16 protein-coding genes and 2 tRNA genes are annotated in these 18,973 nt (G+C 50.8%); 10 read left to right on the top strand and 8 right to left on the bottom strand.

Features of this window, described 5'->3' with window-relative positions; genetic code table 11:
• Positions 1-51 precede the first annotated feature (51 nt).
• Entirely contained in the window at positions 52-849 is a 798-nt protein-coding gene (locus tag MJ611_RS03775) for an SDR family NAD(P)-dependent oxidoreductase (protein WP_250428108.1), read from the top strand.
• Positions 846-1,469 carry a hypothetical protein gene (locus tag MJ611_RS03770; RefSeq protein ID WP_250428107.1) on the top strand — a complete coding sequence of 208 codons (624 nt, stop codon included), beginning with the start codon at positions 846-848 and terminating at the stop codon, positions 1,467-1,469. The genes MJ611_RS03775 and MJ611_RS03770 overlap by 4 nt, the downstream gene beginning before the upstream one ends.
• Before the next feature lie 23 nt (positions 1,470-1,492).
• Here MJ611_RS03770 and MJ611_RS03765 read toward each other — a convergent pair whose 3' ends face one another.
• From MJ611_RS03765 to MJ611_RS03755, 3 genes are all read right to left on the bottom strand, one after another.
• Complete coding sequence (locus MJ611_RS03765) at positions 1,493-2,110, bottom strand: carboxylesterase family protein (RefSeq protein WP_250428105.1); 618 nt, start codon at positions 2,108-2,110, stop codon at positions 1,493-1,495.
• A gap of 64 nt (positions 2,111-2,174) precedes the next feature.
• Positions 2,175-2,729, bottom strand: a complete 555-nt coding sequence (locus MJ611_RS03760; RefSeq protein ID WP_250428104.1) for a lipocalin family protein — start codon at positions 2,727-2,729, stop codon at positions 2,175-2,177.
• Positions 2,730-2,737: 8 nt separating this feature from the next.
• Positions 2,738-3,169 carry a GNAT family N-acetyltransferase gene (locus MJ611_RS03755; RefSeq protein ID WP_250428102.1) on the bottom strand — a complete coding sequence of 144 codons (432 nt, stop codon included), beginning with the start codon at positions 3,167-3,169 and terminating at the stop codon, positions 2,738-2,740.
• A gap of 241 nt (positions 3,170-3,410) precedes the next feature.
• On the opposite strand from MJ611_RS03755, the gene MJ611_RS03750 reads away from it, so the two are divergent.
• The 3 genes from MJ611_RS03750 (at position 3,411) to MJ611_RS03740 (ending at position 7,286) form a co-directional block, all read left to right on the top strand.
• Entirely contained in the window at positions 3,411-3,908 is a 498-nt protein-coding gene (locus MJ611_RS03750; RefSeq protein ID WP_250428101.1) for a YajQ family cyclic di-GMP-binding protein, read from the top strand.
• A gap of 126 nt (positions 3,909-4,034) precedes the next feature.
• On the top strand, positions 4,035-4,823 hold the full coding sequence (locus MJ611_RS03745) for a TerC family protein (RefSeq protein WP_250428099.1): 789 nt from the start codon (positions 4,035-4,037) through the stop codon (positions 4,821-4,823).
• A gap of 147 nt (positions 4,824-4,970) precedes the next feature.
• Entirely contained in the window at positions 4,971-7,286 is a 2,316-nt protein-coding gene (locus MJ611_RS03740) for a M20/M25/M40 family metallo-hydrolase (RefSeq protein WP_250428098.1), read from the top strand.
• A gap of 33 nt (positions 7,287-7,319) precedes the next feature.
• On the opposite strand, the gene MJ611_RS03735 is transcribed toward MJ611_RS03740, so the two are convergent.
• The 5 genes from MJ611_RS03735 to MJ611_RS03715 all read right to left on the bottom strand — a co-directional run bounded on the left by MJ611_RS03735 (position 7,320) and on the right by MJ611_RS03715 (position 13,274).
• Positions 7,320-7,979 carry a hypothetical protein gene (locus tag MJ611_RS03735; protein WP_250428096.1) on the bottom strand — a complete coding sequence of 220 codons (660 nt, stop codon included), beginning with the start codon at positions 7,977-7,979 and terminating at the stop codon, positions 7,320-7,322.
• A 127-nt stretch (positions 7,980-8,106) separates the two neighbouring features.
• Positions 8,107-8,292 carry a hypothetical protein gene (locus MJ611_RS03730; RefSeq protein WP_250428094.1) on the bottom strand — a complete coding sequence of 62 codons (186 nt, stop codon included), beginning with the start codon at positions 8,290-8,292 and terminating at the stop codon, positions 8,107-8,109.
• A 143-nt stretch (positions 8,293-8,435) separates the two neighbouring features.
• The gene (locus MJ611_RS03725) at positions 8,436-9,458 is read right to left on the bottom strand and encodes a dipeptidase (protein ID WP_377496550.1); all 1,023 of its coding nucleotides are present in this window, start codon (positions 9,456-9,458) and stop codon (positions 8,436-8,438) included.
• Positions 9,459-10,012: 554 nt separating this feature from the next.
• The gene (locus MJ611_RS03720; RefSeq protein WP_250428091.1) at positions 10,013-12,484 is read right to left on the bottom strand and encodes an outer membrane beta-barrel family protein; all 2,472 of its coding nucleotides are present in this window, start codon (positions 12,482-12,484) and stop codon (positions 10,013-10,015) included.
• A 259-nt stretch (positions 12,485-12,743) separates the two neighbouring features.
• Positions 12,744-13,274, bottom strand: coding sequence for an RNA methyltransferase (locus MJ611_RS03715; protein ID WP_250428089.1), 531 nt, complete (start codon positions 13,272-13,274; stop codon positions 12,744-12,746).
• A gap of 328 nt (positions 13,275-13,602) precedes the next feature.
• Here MJ611_RS03715 and mutS point away from each other — a divergent pair, with 328 nt between their 5' ends.
• From mutS to MJ611_RS03690, 5 genes are all read left to right on the top strand, one after another.
• Positions 13,603-16,236 (top strand): DNA mismatch repair protein MutS, encoded by a 2,634-nt coding sequence (mutS, locus tag MJ611_RS03710; RefSeq protein WP_250428087.1) that lies wholly within the window; start codon positions 13,603-13,605, stop codon positions 16,234-16,236.
• A 205-nt stretch (positions 16,237-16,441) separates the two neighbouring features.
• A tRNA-Gly gene (locus MJ611_RS03705) sits at positions 16,442-16,514 on the top strand.
• Positions 16,515-16,595: 81 nt separating this feature from the next.
• A tRNA-Leu gene (locus MJ611_RS03700) sits at positions 16,596-16,679 on the top strand.
• A 209-nt stretch (positions 16,680-16,888) separates the two neighbouring features.
• The gene (locus MJ611_RS20605) at positions 16,889-17,977 is read left to right on the top strand and encodes a site-specific integrase (RefSeq protein ID WP_250428086.1); all 1,089 of its coding nucleotides are present in this window, start codon (positions 16,889-16,891) and stop codon (positions 17,975-17,977) included.
• A gap of 5 nt (positions 17,978-17,982) precedes the next feature.
• Complete coding sequence (locus MJ611_RS03690) at positions 17,983-18,966, top strand: hypothetical protein (protein ID WP_250428084.1); 984 nt, start codon at positions 17,983-17,985, stop codon at positions 18,964-18,966.
• Positions 18,967-18,973: the final 7 nt, after the last annotated feature.

Here is an 18,973-nt window from a genome sequence, read left to right as displayed (position 1 = left end):
CACGCCACCGCACTGCATGGCCGGTTTTACCTAAATGAAAACAAGTATAACATGACTCAATTAACCCCAACCTATACAGCCCTGATCACGGGTGCCTCCGGCGGCATTGGTCTGGCGCTGGCCGAACTGTTTGCGCAGCACGGGCACAACCTAGTGCTGGTGGCCCGCTCCGAAGCCAAGCTCAACAGCCTGGCCATGCGCTTTGCCGTGCAGTACAAAGTATACACCAAAGTAATTGCCCAGGATCTGGCATTGGCGGATGCACCCCAGCGTATTTTTGATGAGCTGCGGCAGTCGGGTGTGGTGGTGGATGTGCTGGTAAACAATGCCGGCTTTGGCAACTATGGCTACTTCAAGGAAACCGACCTGCAGAAAGAACTGGACATGATCCAGGTAAACATCACAGCCCTGACGCACCTGTGCAAACTCTTTCTGCAGCAGTTGCCGCTGGGCAGGCACGGCAAAATTCTGAATGTCGCCTCCACGGCCGCTTTTCCGCCCGGGCCGCTGATGGCCGTATACTATGCCAGCAAAGCCTATGTGCTGTCGTTCTCGGAGGCGCTCGCCACCGAGCAGGAAGAGGATAATGTGACCGTAACAGTGCTTTGCCCGGGGCCAACGGAAACGGACTTTCAGGAAAATGCAAACCTGCACGGCTCGGGGCTGTTCTCAAAGCAGATGGTAGCCGATGCCCGGAGTGTAGCCAAAGCAGGCTACGAAGCCATGATGGCAGGCGAGGTGGTGGTGATTCCGGGTATTCAGAACAAGCTGACGGCTTTCTCGACGCGCCTGGTGCCGCGTAGTTTCCTGCGTAAAATGGTGAAGCGCATCCAGGAAAAACGGCAATGACCGCTAACCTGAACCGGGTTAGCCCTGACGGTGACAGGCGCTCGCTGGGCGAAAGCGTCAGCCACCAGCTGATCTCCTTTGTCAGGTCTTTTACAACGGTGTTGTACGTCGTGATGGGCATGGCATTGCTGGGGCTTGTCCTTAAGTTCGCTGCTGTTACCGGTGGCAGTTTCCTGTTTGTGTTCTCGATGGCGATGCTGATGCTGCTGTTTCTGGTGCAGGTAGGGCTGTCGTTCTTTTTCGTGATCGCTAATGTGCGGTTGGCGCTGTTGGGAGCGTTTTGCAGCCTGGCGCTGGTGTCAGGCTTTCTGGCGCTCATCTTCCGCTACCAGGACTGGTTTGGCTGGCAGATGCTGTTCTTTGTAGCACTGCCTTTATACTTGCTGGCGGCTGTGTTTCTGGTTTTATACTTCAGGCGCTACCGCCGGCTGCACGAACCCTTGCGCAATTTTTTCTACCGCAACCTGCTTATTCCGCTTGCGCTGCTACTGGCGCTGGCCATCATATCGCTGCTGGTCAATGCAGACGTTTTTAACCGTAGCAATGAAGAGTGGCTGGAGGAATCTCCTTTGGAAACAGAAGCCGGAACGGACACAACAGGAATGTGGCGGGGGTATTGAAGAATCCTGGTTTATACTTTCGCTTATGCTGAGCCATTCCGCTTGTGCTGCAGAAGCCAGTCGTAAATAGCGGGGTTGTTGTAGGTTACCGTCCAGGAATCGTGGAAAAGGTCCGGGTAGATCGTCAGCTTTACATTGCCACCCAGTGCCTCCACAGCTATTACCATTTCCGTTGTTTCGTCTAGAGGCACAATGTTGTCCCGCTTCCCATGAAACGCCCAAATAGGGGTATGTACAAGGTTATGCGCTTTGTTCACGTCGCCGCCTCCGCAGATCGGAAGTATAGCTGCAAACTTTTCGGGGTTATCCGATGCCCAGCGCCAGGTGCCGTAACCGCCCATGCTGTAACCGGTCAGGTAGATCCTGCTTTCATCGGCATTCACTTCTGCCAATACCTGCTCAAGCCAGTTGTTGAGCAGCGGAACGAGCCAGTAAGTGCCTTTTGGGCACTGCGGGTAGGCGACTACAAACGGAAAATCCGGCTTATCCTCCAGGTACCTGGGCAGCCCTTGTTTAGCTACCAGCTCCATGTTCTCGCCCCGCTCCCCAGCCCCGTGCAGGGAAAGGATCAGCGGCCATTTTTTAGCCGGATCAGAAGTATAGGAAGCCGGGTAGTAAATGTGGTATGGATAGCTGTTCATTGGCATTGGGTAAGGAAAGTACAGAGGCTAAAGAGCTACAGGTTTATACTTCAAGCAGCAGCACTTACCTTTCGTTACAGCTCTGATCCATCAGCTCCAGTTGCTCCACGGGAAAACCCTTGCTGCGAGCCTGCTGCACAAGCAGGTCATAAATAGCTTTCTCTATTCTTGGGGTGCGGGAAAGAAACCAGAGGCTTTCGCGGTCTGGGGAGCCTACCATCACGTAGCGGTATTCCGGGTCGAGCTCCAGTATCCAGTAATCACCCCGGAAGGGCCAGAAAAACTGTACTTTCAGCTTGCTGTTGTTGCTGCCTTCCACCGGAAAGGCCTTTCCTTTTACAGCGCTCAGTTTACCATTCGGTCCTCCTTTGTAGCACGCGTTGTATACTTCCACATAGCCTTCGGTAGCATTCAGGGTATACTCAGTGGAGGTGCAGTGGCAGCCTTTGGAGAAGCGCTGCGGCAGCGAAGCGATCTCATACCACTTGCCCTGGTAGCGCTTCAGGTCTACCTCCGGCACCGTTTCCAGTGGGGCATAGCTGCGGCTGCAACTGCTGACCAGGAGCGTGCCCAACAGCAGCGAGCCGGCAGTAAGTATAAGTTTGGTGCGTTGGCGCATAAGCTTGTTCAAAGCTGCCTGGCCATCTTGTAATGTTGGATGCTGCCAAACAGCAGGTGTGTTTTTTCTACTACTTCATACCCGTTGCGGCGGTAAAAGTTTACGGCATTTTCGCGGGCCTGCAGTGTCATGTGGGTGGCGCCCATGGCTCTGGCTTTTTCTTCGAGGTAGTGCAGCAGCTGGTCGCCGAGGCGCTGGCCCTGCCGGTCTTCCCGTATGCCCATAAACCGGATCTGTCCTTCCTGCGGGGTGGCCAGGTGCAGGCGGCAAATCCCGATGGCTTCGCCGGTATCCTCTACCAGCATGGCATGTATGGCAGTGGCATCGTCTTCGGCGCGTTCGCTGCCTTCGGGCTGGCTCCAGGGGCGGCGCAGCGTCTCGTAGCGCAGTTTGTAATATTGCGCAAACTCTTCCGGGGTATGGGGCTCGATGATTTTCATTCTGATTTTCGATAATTGATTGTTGTTTAAACAGGCATTGGGCAAGTGACACAGCAGCATGTGGTTGCCTGAATCTTTCCTCAGGATACATTCGCTTCCTGCGCCCATGCCAACTTATAGGCTGGCAAAATAGCAATCAACAATCAGCAATTAACAATTTAACAATTCAGCCATTTAAATAACTTTGTTGGCGCAACTCATGTAAATCTAATTTCTGACAATAAAACGATAACTAAGCATTATGGCATCTTTTGATATTGTGAGCAAAGTTGATCCGCAAACCATGGACAACGCCGTTAATACTGCCCGTAAAGAGATCATGAACCGCTACGACTTCCGTGACACCAAAGGCTCGCTGGAATATGATAAAAAGGCAAGCGAAGTAAAGATCGTGATGGAAAACGACATGCGCGTGCAACACACCGAAGACGTGCTGATGAGCAAAATGGTAAAGCAGGGGCTGGATGCCACAGCACTCGATTTCTCGAAGGAAGCGTACCAGTCCGGAGCCATGGTGAAAAAGGATATCAAAGTAAAAGCCGGCATCGACAAGGAGACTTCCAAAAAGATTATGAAGCTCATCAAAGACAGCAAACTAAAAGTATCTGCTGCCATCATGGACGAGACGATCCGGGTGACTGGCAAAAAAATAGACGACCTGCAGGATGTGATCGCCTTGATGCGCAGCAACAGCGAAGAGATCGGCATGCCGCTGCAGTTCGTGAACATGAAGAGCTAAGTATAAATCGCTAATTGCTGGTTGTTGATTGTTTGTTGTACAAGACGCCACAACTTTTCGCAGCAGGACATACTGCTTCCTGAAAAACAATCGGCAATCAACAATTAACAACAATAAAACTAAACTATGGAAATTTTCGCGAACCCGGATACTTGGATAAGTCTGCTAACGCTGACATTTATGGAGGTAGTGCTGGGTATAGATAACATTGTATTCATCTCGATTATTGTAAGCAGGTTGCCGAAAGAGCAACAGGCAAGAGGCCGCAACATAGGCCTTATGCTGGCGCTCGTTTTCCGGGTTATCCTGCTGATGTTCATCTCCTGGATTGTGAGCGCCTCCGACCCGATCTTCTCGATCAACCTGCCGTTCACGCCGGAGGACTTTGCCGTGTCGTGGCGCGATATCATACTTTTTGCCGGTGGTTTGTTTCTGCTGGCTAAGTCTGTTACCGAGATTCACAACAAACTGGAAGGCGAAGAGGAAGAAGCCCACGGAACAGCCAAAGTACATGCTACTTTAAGCAAGGTGCTGATACAGATCATCCTGATCGATATTGTATTCTCCTTCGACTCTATCCTTACAGCCGTTGGCCTGGCGCAGGAGATCATCATTATGATCATTGCCGTTATTCTGGCGATGGGTATCATGCTGATCTTCGCCAAATATGTAAGCGACTTTGTGAACAAGCACCCGACCGTAAAAATGCTGGCACTGGCTTTCCTTATCCTGATTGGCTTTATGCTGGTGGTAGAGGCGCTGCACCAGCACATACCAAAAGGGTACATTTACTTTGCGATGTTCTTCTCGCTACTTGTAGAAATGCTGAACATGCGGCTTCGCAAGAAAACCACACCGGTGCACCTGCGCCAGAACGAGATTATAGAAGAAGAGGAAGCAACGCCTGTCAGATAACAGCACAAGTATAAACTGAACAAAAGCGGCCCTGCCAGAACTGGTGGGGCCGCTTTTATTTTGGTGCCGTTAATGAACTGAAGGCTACATGCAAAGTATACCTATTTAATTCATATATTGTGTAGGCCCTATATACTTCCTCCTGCTATGCAATACCGCAACCAAGCTCTTGCGCTGTTTCTCCTGTTCTCGCTGACAGGCCTTGCTATACTTAGCCTTTACCTGGTGCGGGCACCCGAGGCCTTGCCTGCCAGTGCATCGGCCAAGGAGTTTTCGGCGGGCAGAGCCATGGTGCATGTGCAGCAGATAGCACGCGAGCCGCATGCCATGGGTACAGCAGCCCATGCCAAGGTGCGCAACTACCTGGTAAGCCAGATGCGGCAGCTGGGCCTGCAGCCGGAAGTACAGGAAGCTACCGTGGTAAACCAGGCTGGTGATGTGGTGCAGGTCGGCTATACTTATAATGTAGTAGGACGCTTGGAGGGGCGCGGCAACGGGAAAGCCGTGTTGCTGATGGCGCACTACGACTCGCAACCCAACACACCGGGAGCAGGCGATGACGGCGCCGGCGTTGCCGCGATGCTGGAAACAGCAAGAGCATTACAGCAAGGCGAGCCCCTGCAGAACGATGTGATTTTCCTGATGACGGATGGGGAGGAGTACGGCCTTTACGGCGCAAAAGCTTTTCTGCGGCACCCGTGGGCAAAAGAGGTGGGAATGATCGTGAACGTAGAGGCCCGTGGCAACAGCGGCCCCAGCATGACCTTCGAGATAAGTCCGGAAAACGGCTGGGTAATAGAGCAGTTTGCAAAGGCTGCACCATACCCGATAGCCAATTCGCTGGCTTACGAAGTATACCGCCACCTGCCTAACGATACCGATTTTACTGTGTTCCGGAAGGAAGGTTATACGGGCGTCAACTCAGCTTTTATAGACGGGTTTGTGCACTACCACAAGCTAACCGACTCCCCCGAAAACCTGGACCCGAACAGCCTGCAGCACCACGGGAGCAACATGCTGGCGCTGGCGCGCCATTTTGCAAGCATCTCGTTAGAGAACTCAAAAGCACGCGACAGGGCATTCTTTAACCCTGCCGGTACCTGGCTGGTGCATTACGCTTCCTCGCTCAACATCATCTGGGTAGCGCTTACTACGCTGCTGCTGGTGGTTATTTTTAATGTCGGGTTGAAGAAAAAGGCCTTTACGATACCGCAGGTGGTGGGCGGTTTCTTTCTATACCTGCTGATGGTAGTTGTGGTAGCAGGTTTGTTTTTCCCGCTCAATTCTTTTGTTACGAGCCTTATGCCATACTTTCACAAGCACAACGGCGTGTATGGCAGCGATAGTTTTTTCATGGCGTACCTGCTGTTGGCGCTGGGGCTCTTTATGCTGCTCTGCTGGCTGGCATTGCGCTGGCTGCGGTTGTTTTCGCTGGTAATGAGCATTTTCCTGGTGTGGTTCGTGCTGTTGGTGGCTGTTCTGTTTTTGGTGCCTTCTGCTTCGTACCTGTTCCTCTTCCCACTGCTGTTTTGCCTGGGTGGCACGCTGGTGGTGCTGTTGCGGGGCTTGCACCAGCAAGAGCATGTTACCCCTCCTTATGTGCTGATCATGTTGCTGGCGCTGCTGCCGGCCATCTTCATCGTGATGCCGGTTGTAAGGCTGCTGTTTGTGGTATTTGCCCTGCAGATGCCGGTGGCAATGGTAGTGGTGCTGTTGCTGCTGCTAGGGCTGGCATTGCCGCTGCTGGTGGTGCTGGAGCGCAGTTATAGCTGGCGTGTGCTGCCGTTACTGCCGTTTCTGTTCATTGTGGTTGGTGGCATCCAGGTTGTCCGCTCCATAGCCGGCGAACAGCCTTCAGCCGAGCGCCCGCTGCACAGCCACGTAAGCTACTACCTCAATGCCGACACGAAAAAAGCCTTCTGGGCTTCAGCCTTCCGGAAAACCGACGACTGGAACCAGCAGTTCTTCCCCAAGCCTACGGTAGCGCCTTTAACAGAAATATACCCCATGGCATCGTGGGACTTCCTTAAAAACGAAGCGGATACCCTTGCACTGCAGGCCCCTGTGGCAGAACTGGTGGAAGAGGCAATTGCCGGAGGAGAACGGGTGCTGAAGCTGCGCCTGCGCTCGCCAAGGGGAGCGGCGCATATGGAGGTGATCCTGCAGCCACAAAACCAGGGCGATAGTTTAACAGCCAGCCTGAACGGAGAATCGTTGCCGTTGCAGCCCATCAACACCGTGGAGTGTGCCGCCTACCACCTGCGGGTGCATGGCCTGCCTGCATCGAAAGAAGTGCTGCTGGACGTGCGGCTAGGCCAGGGCGATAACCTGCGCCTCGTGCTCATCGATCAAAGTATCGGTTTGCCGCAGCAGCTTGTGCGTATTCCACGGCCTGCACACGTTGTGCCGGAGCAAGGCCGCGACAGCAATCTGACCTTTGTCAAAAAGAGTTATAGTTTCTGAGAGAAGTATAAGGTATAAAGTAGCGGAAGCTTTTTACTTCCAGAGCTCCGCTGCCTTGTTGGCCATACGGAAGAACAGTTCCCGCTCCAGGCCTGCCACCTGGCGGGCCTCGCATTCGGTGTAGCCATTCTCCACGGCGTTCAGGTAATCGTAGTAGAGCTGTGCCAGCTCCAGTGAGTCGTCCTCGAAGCACTCACCAATGGCTTCGCCGGCTTTTTTCTCCGGCTCAAAGATCTTAGAAGGGTACAGCTTGTCGAGCTGGTAGATGAGGTACTTCTTTGACGTCTGGTCGCGGTTGCCTCCTAGCAGTTGCTCCAATGGAAGGTCATCGTCATCTTCATACTCTTCCTCGAAATCATCCTCCACCGAAAGGGGCTCATACACGACGATGTCAAAGCCGGTCAGCTCCAGGTAATCTTCGAACTGCTCCTTTATAGGTATAAGCGTAGGTACGTCGTAGGGATGGTTGAGCACGTTGGCGATGTGCAGGGCAATCTCCTTGCCTTTGTCGCCGGCTCCTATGAGGATCTGATTAAACTGCGTAAAGTCGCAGCCGAGGTAGATGAATTTATACTCATCATCAATCACGGTAAAGCACCAGAGGGTGATAAATTCAGTATCGTCTATAACAACGGTGTCGATGTATAGCTCGTTTATCTGTCTGTAGAGTGGTGCATATTCCGGATTATCCATGGCTAAAGTAGCTTAAGGTTGTCGGGTGTAAGCAGTGGCCAGGTGTTTACCGGACAGGTGCTATCCTTGCATATACGCAGTTCAGGCTCACATGGCAAACTTTCTATATAGAAAGTTACGTCAGGATTTAGTCATCGTTCCGGTGGATGAAGTAAATGATACCTCCCAGAATGGTAACAGCTATCCGGATGGCCCAGCTCAGGTTGGTGCCCCACTGGTTTAACCAATTAAGAACAAGAAGGTTAGCGCCCGTGAACTCGAGGGTGAGCGATACGATACCAGCAAGCAAAAGCAATAAGCCCAGAAATTTCATATTTCAGATTTAGAGTGTGAGTACGCTGCAAAAACATGCCGTTTAGCTCTAACGACGTGCTACGGCGGCCGGTATACACATAGGCCACTTTAAATATAGAAATATTTATTTAAGAAACAAGCTTGCCGGGGCTCAGCGCCAGGTTATAGTTGTTCCGGTGCCCAGAGCCGCTCGATAAACCGCTGTGCGTTGCGGAAGGCAAGCTTCTCGAGCTGCTCCTGTGAGAGCATACCTTGAAGACGATTCAGCAGGTAGGCATAACTGTTGCCGGCATGCTCGTGCTCTTTGTAGTAGAAAGGATAGCGCTCCGGGTCCGGATGGTCGGCAAAGTAAAAGTAGTCGGCACCGAAGCAGATGGCATCTTCAGCCCCTTTTTCAAAGCCATACATGATGTGGTGTAACAGTGCCTCCGGGTCGCCGGTGTTGAGGAAAGCGCGCAGAAAGTTCATGCCGATCAGCCCGCCGCGCCGGATGATTTCCTGCGCCAGTTCGTCGGGCAGGTTGCGGTTGTGGTGCCACACCGGTCGGAAATTGGAGTGGCTCGCTATAACAGGAATGTCCAGCTTTTCGGTATCGATGTGGTTGAGGATGTCGAAAGCCAAGGCATCGCTGGTATGGGAAAGGTCCACGGCAATGCGGCGGCCGTGCAGGTAATCGAGCAGCATTTTGCCGTCGGTAGTAATGCCCAGGTCTGACATGTTGCCGCCGCCAAAGCGGTTAGGCATGTGATGGGTAAAGCTGATGTAGAGGATACGCTCGGTGTTGGTGATAAGCTTTTCCAGTTTTTTGAACCCGTCCTCCAGGGTGTCGTTCTCCTCGCAGAAGCCCGATGCGTTTTCGATGGCTGCTACCATGCCCACGTTCTCCTTTGTAAATGCTTCGTGTAAAGCCGGTATGCTGGTAACAGGATCGAGGCAGTCTTTGGTGCTTTTAGCCAGTTCCTGAAAAACCTGGCTTTGCAGCAGGGCATAGTTGGTGCTGCCCGGCTCGGTGGCCGAGTAAATGGCCATGGTCTGCAGTTTCACGTTGCCTTGGGTAAGGGCTGGCAGTGCGCAGCCAATTTCTTCTACGTTATCAATTGCAGCGCCGGGTACATCCGACAGGTATACCAGCAGGTCGCAGTGCATGTCGATGATAGGAAGTGAAGCAGGAGCGGGTGTGTTCATCATACTTGTTGTTTTGCCTAAAATACGGAGAAGTAACGATGGAAGCTATAGTATAAAGTATACTTCGTTTTACCAGCCAGCTTTGTCATTTCGAGTGCAACGAGAAATCTTATACTTATAGCTGAGGTTTATACTTGTAGCTGGCTAGCCAATTGCTATCGTAGCTCCTTGTATTCCTCAGTCTTACAAACTGCTCCTTTCATCTCTGGCTTTGGTGCGCTCCAGGCCGCGTGGCCTCGTCCTCGGGCATCGCGCTGTCTAGCTTTCCTTTGCTACCCTTCGGTCGCAATGCCCTGGCGGGCACCGGAAACCCAGAAGGCGCTCAACCCAAGGACTGGAAATGACACGGCTTCGTAAGCGGCTATGTAACTAGAACCATTGTAGGGACAGGTCGTGACCTGTCCGCACTATACCTGCAGCAATGAAACTCATACTTACAGCATAAGTAAGATCAGACTCCCCGCTTTAGACAAGGAGGGGCAGGGGTGGTTGGATTCTTTGTAAAACAAAAGCCGGAGGATATTTCCTCCGGCTTTCCTGTTCAACTGTAAAGACTAAAATCCTTCTTCCTCCATGCCACCATCCTCTTCATTCTGGCGGCGGCGCTCGCGGTTGCGGCTGCTGTCTTCGCTGTTGAGGCGGTAAGTAAAGCCAATGTAAAATATGCGCGACTGCCGCTTGTTGTTGCTCACTGTTCTGAAATCATCGTCGTAGCTCAGGAAATTAAACTCGCGGGTGTTGAAGATGTCTGACACCCGAAACAGCACGGTCCCTTTTTTCTTCAGCACATCTTTCTTAATACCCAGGTCCGCGCTGTACATTTCCTCCATCCGGCCCTGGATCGACGCCATCGGTGCACGGTAATTACCCGAGAGCTGGATGTCCATGTTCTTCCAGACAGTCATGGTGGAGTTTAACTTGGCGTTCCAGCTGAGTTGGGAATTACTCAGTTCAGTATCGCCCTGCGTATCGCTGAGTTCCGTGCGGAAGCCGGATACACCCCCGTTCAGGCGCCACCACTTGGTCGGCTCATGCGTGGCGGCCAGCTCTACGCCATAAGAGGTGCCATCCGAGAGGTTGATGAACGTAGTCTCGGTGCGGATAAAGTTTTCCCCATTCTCGTCGGTTACATCGGCAGTTGTTCTGAGCCTTTGGATTTGATCCATCGTATGGCGGTAAAAGGTGCTGACGTTCAGGGAAGAGCTGCCCCAGTACCTCAGGTAGCCCAACTCCAGCGAATTGATGAACTCCGGCATAAGTTCCGGGTTACCGTAATCGACGTTATACTTGTCGCTCAGGTCTACGAAAGGGTTCAGGAAGCGGCTGCGCGGCCTGTTGATGCGACGGCTGTAGCTGAACTGTACTTTGTTGTCCTTGTTGATTTCCTGGGTCACAAACAGGCTCGGGAACAGGCTGAAGTAATCATTCCTGAATACCTGGTTGCTGGTGCGCTGGTCGGATGTGGTAAAGGTCTGTTCCGCTCTTAAACCCAGCTGGTAGCTTATACTTTTAAACTTGTTGCTGTAGTTGGCATATGCGGCATGCACCTGCTCATCATACACAAAATGGTTGCTGATGATGTCGTTGTACACAAACTCGCCTGTGCTGTTACGCAGGTCAAAGAACCGGGCGTCTTCGTCGAGGCGCTGCAACGAGCTGCGGAAGCCAGTTTCGAAACTGCTGCTCTCTGAGATTGGCCGGACAAAATCTGCCTGGGCTACCAGGCGTCTGTTCTTGTCGTCGGTAATTGAGTTTTGTACTTGTGCAGGCGCAGCGCCTATCATTTCATACTCCGTAAACAGGCTTTCCTCATCGTCTACATTGTCTGTGAAAATAAGATCAGCTGTCAGTTCCTGTCCTTTGCGCTCAAAGGTCTGGCGATAGCCCAGCGTCAGGTCCACGTTGTAGCCATCTTCGGAGTCTTCGGTCAGGCGGTTACTCGAACGGGTAAGCTGGCGGTTCTCATCCAGGAAGCGGTAAAAAATGCTGTTGTTGCCCTTTTCGTTGTCGGTGCGGTACAAGGCTGAAGCCGATAATGTATGTTTAGGTGTAAGAAAGTAATCTGCCCCTAAACGGAAGTTGTGCGAAATGTCCTTGTTGTCGCGTTCCCCGTTCTGTTCCAGGTAACTCAGCGTGTCGCCAAAGTAGGTGGTGGAGCTGGAGTTCCAGCCCGGGCGGGTGCTGTGCCGGAAATCGTAGCCACCGTTAACAGACCACTTGAAGTAGCGATAGTTAAGGTTGAGCGAGGTATTGTAGTTGTCATAAGTACCGGCGTTTACCGTTGCAGAGCCGTTAAAGCCCGGCTTTTTGTCTTTCTTCAGGATCAGGTTGATCACGCCCGAGGTACCCTCCGGGTCATACTTGGACGAAGGGTTGGTGATGATCTCGATATTCTCGATGAGATTGGCCGGAATCTGGTCAAGGCTCAGGTTAGCCAGGGAGGAGCGTTTTCCATCTACCAGTATGGTAACATTAGAACTCCCGCGCAGGCTCACATTGCCATCCACATCCACCGTTACCGATGGCACATTCTGCATCACTTCGGCCACGGTTCCGCTCTGGGCATTAACGTCTCTGGCTACATTCACCACCCGCTTATCCAGCTCATATTCCACTACCGGCCGCTCAGCGGTTACTTGCACCTCGCCAAGGCGTGTAGAGGCTGCTTTTAAAGATATAATACCTAAGCGAGCTTCCGGGGCAGTAGGGGTAATGCTGATGTTGGGCACAAAGCGGGTAGGATAGCCCACCATGGAAATACGAAGTATAAACTGACCTGCCGGAACGCGCTCCAGTATAAATTTGCCTTCAATGTCTGAAGTGGCGCCGGTAACCAGGCTGGAGTCGCGTGCAGAAAGCAGCACCACGTTGGCAAATCCTACGGGTTTCTTGGATTCTGCCTCCTGCAGGGTACCGGTTATTTTACCAGACGAGGTTGCGCCTTGCTGTGCCTGTGCCTGTAGCAGAGAAGTGGAGGTAAGGAAAAGCAATAGAAGCGTATAAATACGACAATAGTAAGCGATCATAGTTATAATAGTACGAGCGGTAAAACGATAGTCTACAGGAGACCAAGGGTGAGGTTGTGTGAACGACGGAGCGTGGTGCAGGGTCGGAGAGTATATTGCCGGGGCTTGCGATCAAAACAAGATGAACGTTTTAATGCAGGGTGCCCCGGCTCAACTTTTAGCCGCTAATTAGACAGGCAGTCAGGGGAAAAGTTTAACCCCTTCTGAAGCTTTTTTGAAATAAATTGTAACGGATTGTAAATCAGGTATAAATTTTTGTTCAGGAGATGGTTTTGCTTAAAAAATCCCATACTACCACACCGGTAGCCACCGAAATATTAAGCGAATGCTTGGTGCCAAATTGCGGAATTTCCAGTACAAAATCTGAGTGGTTGATCACCTCCTGCTCCACGCCGAATACCTCGTTGCCCAGCACTAGCGCATACTGCTGCCCCGGCTGCGGCCTGAACTCGTTCAGTTTTATACTTTGTTCGGCCTGTTCCACCGATCCGATCCGGTAGCCTTGTGCTTTCAGCTGCTTTACCAGCTCCAACGTATCCGGCACGTGCTCCCATTCCACCGATTCTGTTGCCCCCAGGGCCGTTTTTTCGATGTCGCGGTGCGGAGGGGTTCCAGTAATGCCGCACAAGTATACTTTCTCTACCATAAAGGCATCGGCGGTGCGGAACACAGAGCCCACATTATTCAGGCTGCGCACGTTGTCGAGCACCAAGACTAACGGTATTTTTTTCTTATTTTTGAATTCTTCAACCGACTCGCGGTTGAGATCGTCCATCGAAAGTTTTCGCATTTTTATTGACAAAGGACTGTTTAACAAAAGACAAAGGACTGCCAGTGCTCTGCCGCTGCAAAGGTCAGGCGTAGCTGGCAGAAATCAAACCACGGCTAACTTGTTAAATGGTTGTGTGGTTAAATTGTTGAGGACGGAGAGCAAAGTATGGCTGGAGCGGATGTCCTAATCCGTGTTAGTAAATCGGGGTTAGGAATTCCCCGGCAGCAAGCTTTCGGACAAGGATGTCCAAAAGAGCAATAAGTATATAATCCCCTCCTGGGAGGGGTAGGAGTGGGTAAAACCATTTCTAATTCATAATTCGGAATTCATAATTACAATATCAGGTATGAAAGGAGGAGATAAAGACTCGGTAACGCCGCTGATGAAGCAGTACAATGCCATTAAGGCAAAGCACCCGGGGGCGTTGCTGTTGTTCAGGGTAGGGGATTTTTACGAGACCTTTGGCGAAGACGCCATCAAGGCTAGTAAGATACTCGACATCGTGCTCACAAAGCGCGGGGCAGGATCTCCCTCCGAAACGGCCTTGGCAGGTTTCCCGCACCATTCACTCGATACGTACCTGCCTAAACTGGTACGGGCCGGCGAGCGTGTGGCCATCTGCGACCAGCTCGAAGATCCGAAATCGGTTAAAGGCATTGTGAAACGCGGTGTTACCGAGCTGGTAACACCGGGTGTGTCCTTCAACGACCAGGTGCTGGAGCGCCGCAGCAACAACTACCTGGCGGCCGTGCATTTTGGCAAGCAGGAGGCAGGCGCTTCTTTCCTGGATGTATCTACCGGCGAGTTCATCACGGCACAAGGCGACAAGAGCTACATCGGTAAACTGCTGCAAAGCCTGGCGCCGGCGGAGGTACTTTTCTGTAAGCGGGAGAAAGAAACCTTTATCGAAAACTACGGCCCCGACTTCCGCTACTTTGCGCTGGAAGAGTGGGTGTTCAGCCATGATTTTGCCTACGAACTGCTGACGCGCCACTTCGGTACCACTACCCTGAAAGGCTTTGGCATCGAAGGCATGGCCGAGTCTATCATTTCGGCAGGCGCTATACTTCATTACCTGGCCGAAACGCAGCATAACGAGATCAGCCACATTGCCACCATCTCCCGACTGGAGGAAGATAAGTATGTATGGCTCGACCGCTTTACCGTGCGCAACCTGGAGCTGCTCTTCCCGCAACATCAGGAGGGCGTGCCGCTGATACAGGTGCTGGACCATACGGTAACGCCAATGGGTGCCCGCCTGCTCAAAAAATGGGTAGTGCTGCCGCTGAAAGATGTAGCCCAGATCCGCCGTCGCCTTGATACGGTAGACGCGCTCACGCAACACCGGGAGCTGCTAGCGGAGCTAAACCAGCACCTGAAGCATATCAACGACCTGGAGCGCCTGATCTCTAAGGTGGCCGTGCGCCGTGTGAATCCGCGTGAACTGATGCAGCTGGCCAAGGCGCTGGATGCTATACTTCCTATCCAGCAGTTGCTGGCGCTAAGTGATATACCGGCCCTGCAGAAGCTGGCTGCCCAGCTGGCGCCCTGCGATGGCCTTCGCGAAGAGATAAAAAACGTGCTACGCCCGGACGCGCCCATGCTCACCAACCAGGGCAACATGATCAACGAAGGGGTGCACGAAGAGCTTGATGAACTGCGCAAGATCGCCTTTTCGGGCAAAGATTACCTGGCGCAGTTGCAGCAGCGCGAGATCAAGAACACCGGCATCAGCTCGCTTAAGATCGCCTACAACAAGGTGTTTGGCTATTACCTGGAGGTAACGCATGCGCACAAAGACAAAGTGCCGGCCTCCTGGATCCGTAAGCAGACGCTGGTAAATGCCGAGCGCTACATTACCGAAGAGCTCAAGACCTACGAAGAAAAAATACTGAATGCCGAAGAGCGCATTTATAGTATAGAATTCAGCCTGTTTAACGAACTGGTGCTGTATGCGCTGGATTTTGTGGCGCAGGTGCAGCAAAATGCCAAGGTCATCGGCGTGATCGACTGCCTGAGCTCCTTTGCCAACATCGCTTTGGCCAATAACTACGTGAAGCCGGAGGTGAATGACTCGTTTGTGCTGGACATCCGCCAGGGCCGTCACCCGGTTATTGAAAAGCAGCTGCCGCTCGGCGAAAGCTACGTGCCGAATGATATCTTCCTCGACAACGAAGAGCAGCAGATCATCATCATTACGGGGCCGAACATGGCAGGTAAAAGTGCCTTGCTGCGCCAAACAGCCCTGATCGTGCTGATGGCGCAGATTGGCTGCTTTGTACCGGCCAGCGCGGCTAGTATCGGCATCATCGATAAGATATTTACCCGTGTGGGAGCCTCGGATAACTTGTCTAAGGGCGAGTCGACTTTTATGGTAGAGATGACCGAAACGGCAAGTATTCTCAACAACCTTTCGGACCGCAGCCTGGTACTGATGGACGAGATTGGCCGCGGTACAAGCACCTACGATGGTATTTCCATTGCCTGGGCTATTGTAGAGCATTTGCACAACCATCCCAAGTATAAAGGTAAAACCCTTTTCGCTACGCACTACCACGAGTTGAACCAGTTGGCTGAAGACCTGCCGCGGGTGAAGAATTACAACGTATCAGTAAAAGAAGCGGGAGGGAAGATCCTGTTCATGCGCCGTTTGGTGGAAGGCGGCAGCGAGCACAGCTTTGGTATCCATGTGGCGCAGATGGCCGGTATGCCGAACAGTGTGGTGCTGCGGGCCAACGAGATCATGCACCACCTGGAGCAGGAGAAAGTATCGGAACAGGCCCCGCAACAGAAAATGAAGTCTGCGCCGAAGAACAACTACCAGCTCAGCATGTTCGAGCTGCACGACCCGCAGCTGCAGCGTGTAAAAGAAGTTTTCGAGAAGCTGGATATCAATACCATTACCCCGGTAGAGGCTTTGCTGAAGCTGAACGAGCTGAAAATACTGCTGGAAGACAAGAAAAAGGCGGCTTTGAGGTAATTCTTCGCCTTACTATGGCTGTCTGCGTCTCTTAAGGTAAAGGAAGATGAAAAAACTTTTAAAATTTTCCGCCTGAAAATCAGCTAAAAACGACAAATGAGAAGATTTTTTTAGCACAGGCTATTGACAAGTAGATTTTTGTCTATATCTTTGTATCACTAAATCGCTGGGACGGAAACGAAAAGCGAAATAGTAAAGACTAAAAGCGGGAGTAGCTCAGTTGGTAGAGCGCGACCTTGCCAAGGTCGAGGTCGCGAGTTCGAACCTCGTCTCCCGCTCAAAAAAGAAGATAAAGACGTTGTGCTAAGCAACGTCTTTGTTTTTTAAAGTCACCCCTCCGGAAGTCGATCCGGACGGAAGCCGGGATGGTGGAATTGGTAGACACGCAAGACTTAAAATCTTGTGGCCGCAAGGCCGTGCGGGTTCGATTCCCGCTCCTGGTACATATCTCCCTATATAGGGAAAACGAATTAGATGGAAAAACCCGCTTAGAACGCTTCTGAGTGGGTTTTTGCTTTTATAGCCTTTCCTTAATATACCGCTTATTTTCCCTTGTTTTGCTGACTTTTGTTACCAGTTTGTTACTCGTTTGTTACTCCCTGTAATTTCTTTTTGTTATATTGTATAGCAATAGAATACAACAGCTAAACAAGTGAAAAAGAAAGCCCCTAAAGAACCTGTCAGGCTCAGGGAGAAGAAACTGAGCAACGGGAACCTGAGCCTGTACCTGGATTATTATAGTGCAGGGGAAAGGCAATATGAGTTCCTGAAGATATACCTGACAGACAAACCTAAGACCACCTTAGAAAAGCAATCTAATCAGGCGGCCCTGGAGCTTGCCCTCAGGATCAAGGCCAAGCGCACTGAGGAGGTGCTGACAGGGGCTTTTAACCTGCAATCCAAACATCAGGGCTCTACTGATTTCATTAAGTTCTATGAGGCCTATATCAAAGCCTACACAAAGGCAGATCACAGGGTGTTGTCTGCCTGCCTGACAAAGTTCAAGGACTTTCTTAAAGAAGCACACAACAGAGACCGGTTGCCGTGTAAAGAACTAACGCCAAACCTTGTACTTGCCTTTAAGAACTACCTGGAGACAAAGCAGACAGGAGAGGGGCCACAAACCTACTTCAGGCGCTTTAAGAAAGTGGTAAAGTATGGCATGAAGGAAAACCTGTTTCCTCAGTACCCGCTGCCTGAGAATGTCAAATTCAAGGGCGGTGGCATTAACAAAGGTATCTTGAGCCTGGATGAGGTGAGCAAGCTGGCAGGTACTCCCTGTGGCAGCGAGGTCGTAAAGCGGGCCTTTCTGTTCGCCTGCAACACGGGCCTGAGGTTTGGAGATATCAAAGCCCTGAAATGGCAGGATATCAGCAATGCTGAGCTGGTGGTGAAGCAGGCCAAGACAAAGGAGGTAAACCGCCTCAGGCTAAATGCCAATGCCTTAAAGCTGATCGGGGAAAGAGGGCCTGCTGACAGCCTGGTGTTCCCGCTGCCTACCTTTAACGGCTCAGCCAAAACAATAAAGAACTGGGTAGCCAGGGCAGGTATAGAAAAGCGCATCACCTGGCATAGTGCCCGCCATTCCTTTGCTACTAACATCCTGTTGTTGGGCTATGACATTAAAACCCTTTCACAGCTTTTGGGGCATACTTCCATACAGCATACACAAAAGTACTTGAGCATTGCAGATGAGCGCAAAGCACAGGCTGTAAATGCCTTACCAGATCTTAACTTTTAGATAGCATGGCAAACAAATACACTTATCAGGATTGGGTAAATAGCACAATAACAACGGAGGAAGCATATCAATACTTTGAAAAAGGCTTAATAATAGATTCTGACATGCTGTTGATAAGCAAGGATCAGGAAAGTGCATATCTAAGAAAAATAAAAGGCACATTGAATTTTCTTAAAAAAGGGCACTTGACTGTATGTAAAAGTAGCTTTGTACAAGAAGATGCTTTTAACAATTACATATATGAGATACAGGAAGAATTAGACCTGATAAATGAAGAAAATGATGAGATAGCATTTGAAACTCTTAACTCACCTGAATTTGGCAAACTATCAAGAGACGAGGTAGAAAAATATCTTTACACAGATTGGGAAACTATACCGGGGGCAGCAAAAGGAATTTTAGAAAGTTATAATAAGGCTGAGGGCTTCACCCAGTTTGACTACATCATTAGAGCTAATTTACTACTATGGTTGAAATGGCAACTAAAACAGCTAATTGATCCCAATAACGAGCCAAGCCTAGATTATGTGAGCAGGTTTAATAATATAGGTGACAATAAACCGCTAGGTGTAGAATTCCTAAACATGGACAAACAGGTTAGCTACAAATGGCAGAATAAGCCCAAAACTGAATTACCAGAACTTTATCAATTACTATTAGCCAACAAGTTAATACATGCTGATTCCACACTAGAACAGTTCATCTCTATTTTTTCTGCAAAGCCATTAAAAAGCATTAATCCTGTTAGGTGGCATGACGATAACGCAAGTGAGCTGTTATACTTTATCCAACAATTAGAGGGCTCAGATGGCTCGCTTATTGAAAAGGGAGAGCGGGCAAATTATCAAAGGCTTAAAAAATGTTTTGTTAAACCTGATGGTGAGGATTTTACTGAGAACTTCAGACAAGCTAAGCAGAATCTTAAAAGTTATGGTTTAGCCCCAGCAAAACAGCAAATTATAGATAACATTATAAAACAATTTTATTAGCCTTTAC

Source organism: Pontibacter ruber (assembly GCF_023630205.1).
Lineage (GTDB): Bacteria > Bacteroidota > Bacteroidia > Cytophagales > Hymenobacteraceae > Pontibacter > Pontibacter ruber.
This window is presented reverse-complemented; position numbering and strand designations above follow the sequence as displayed.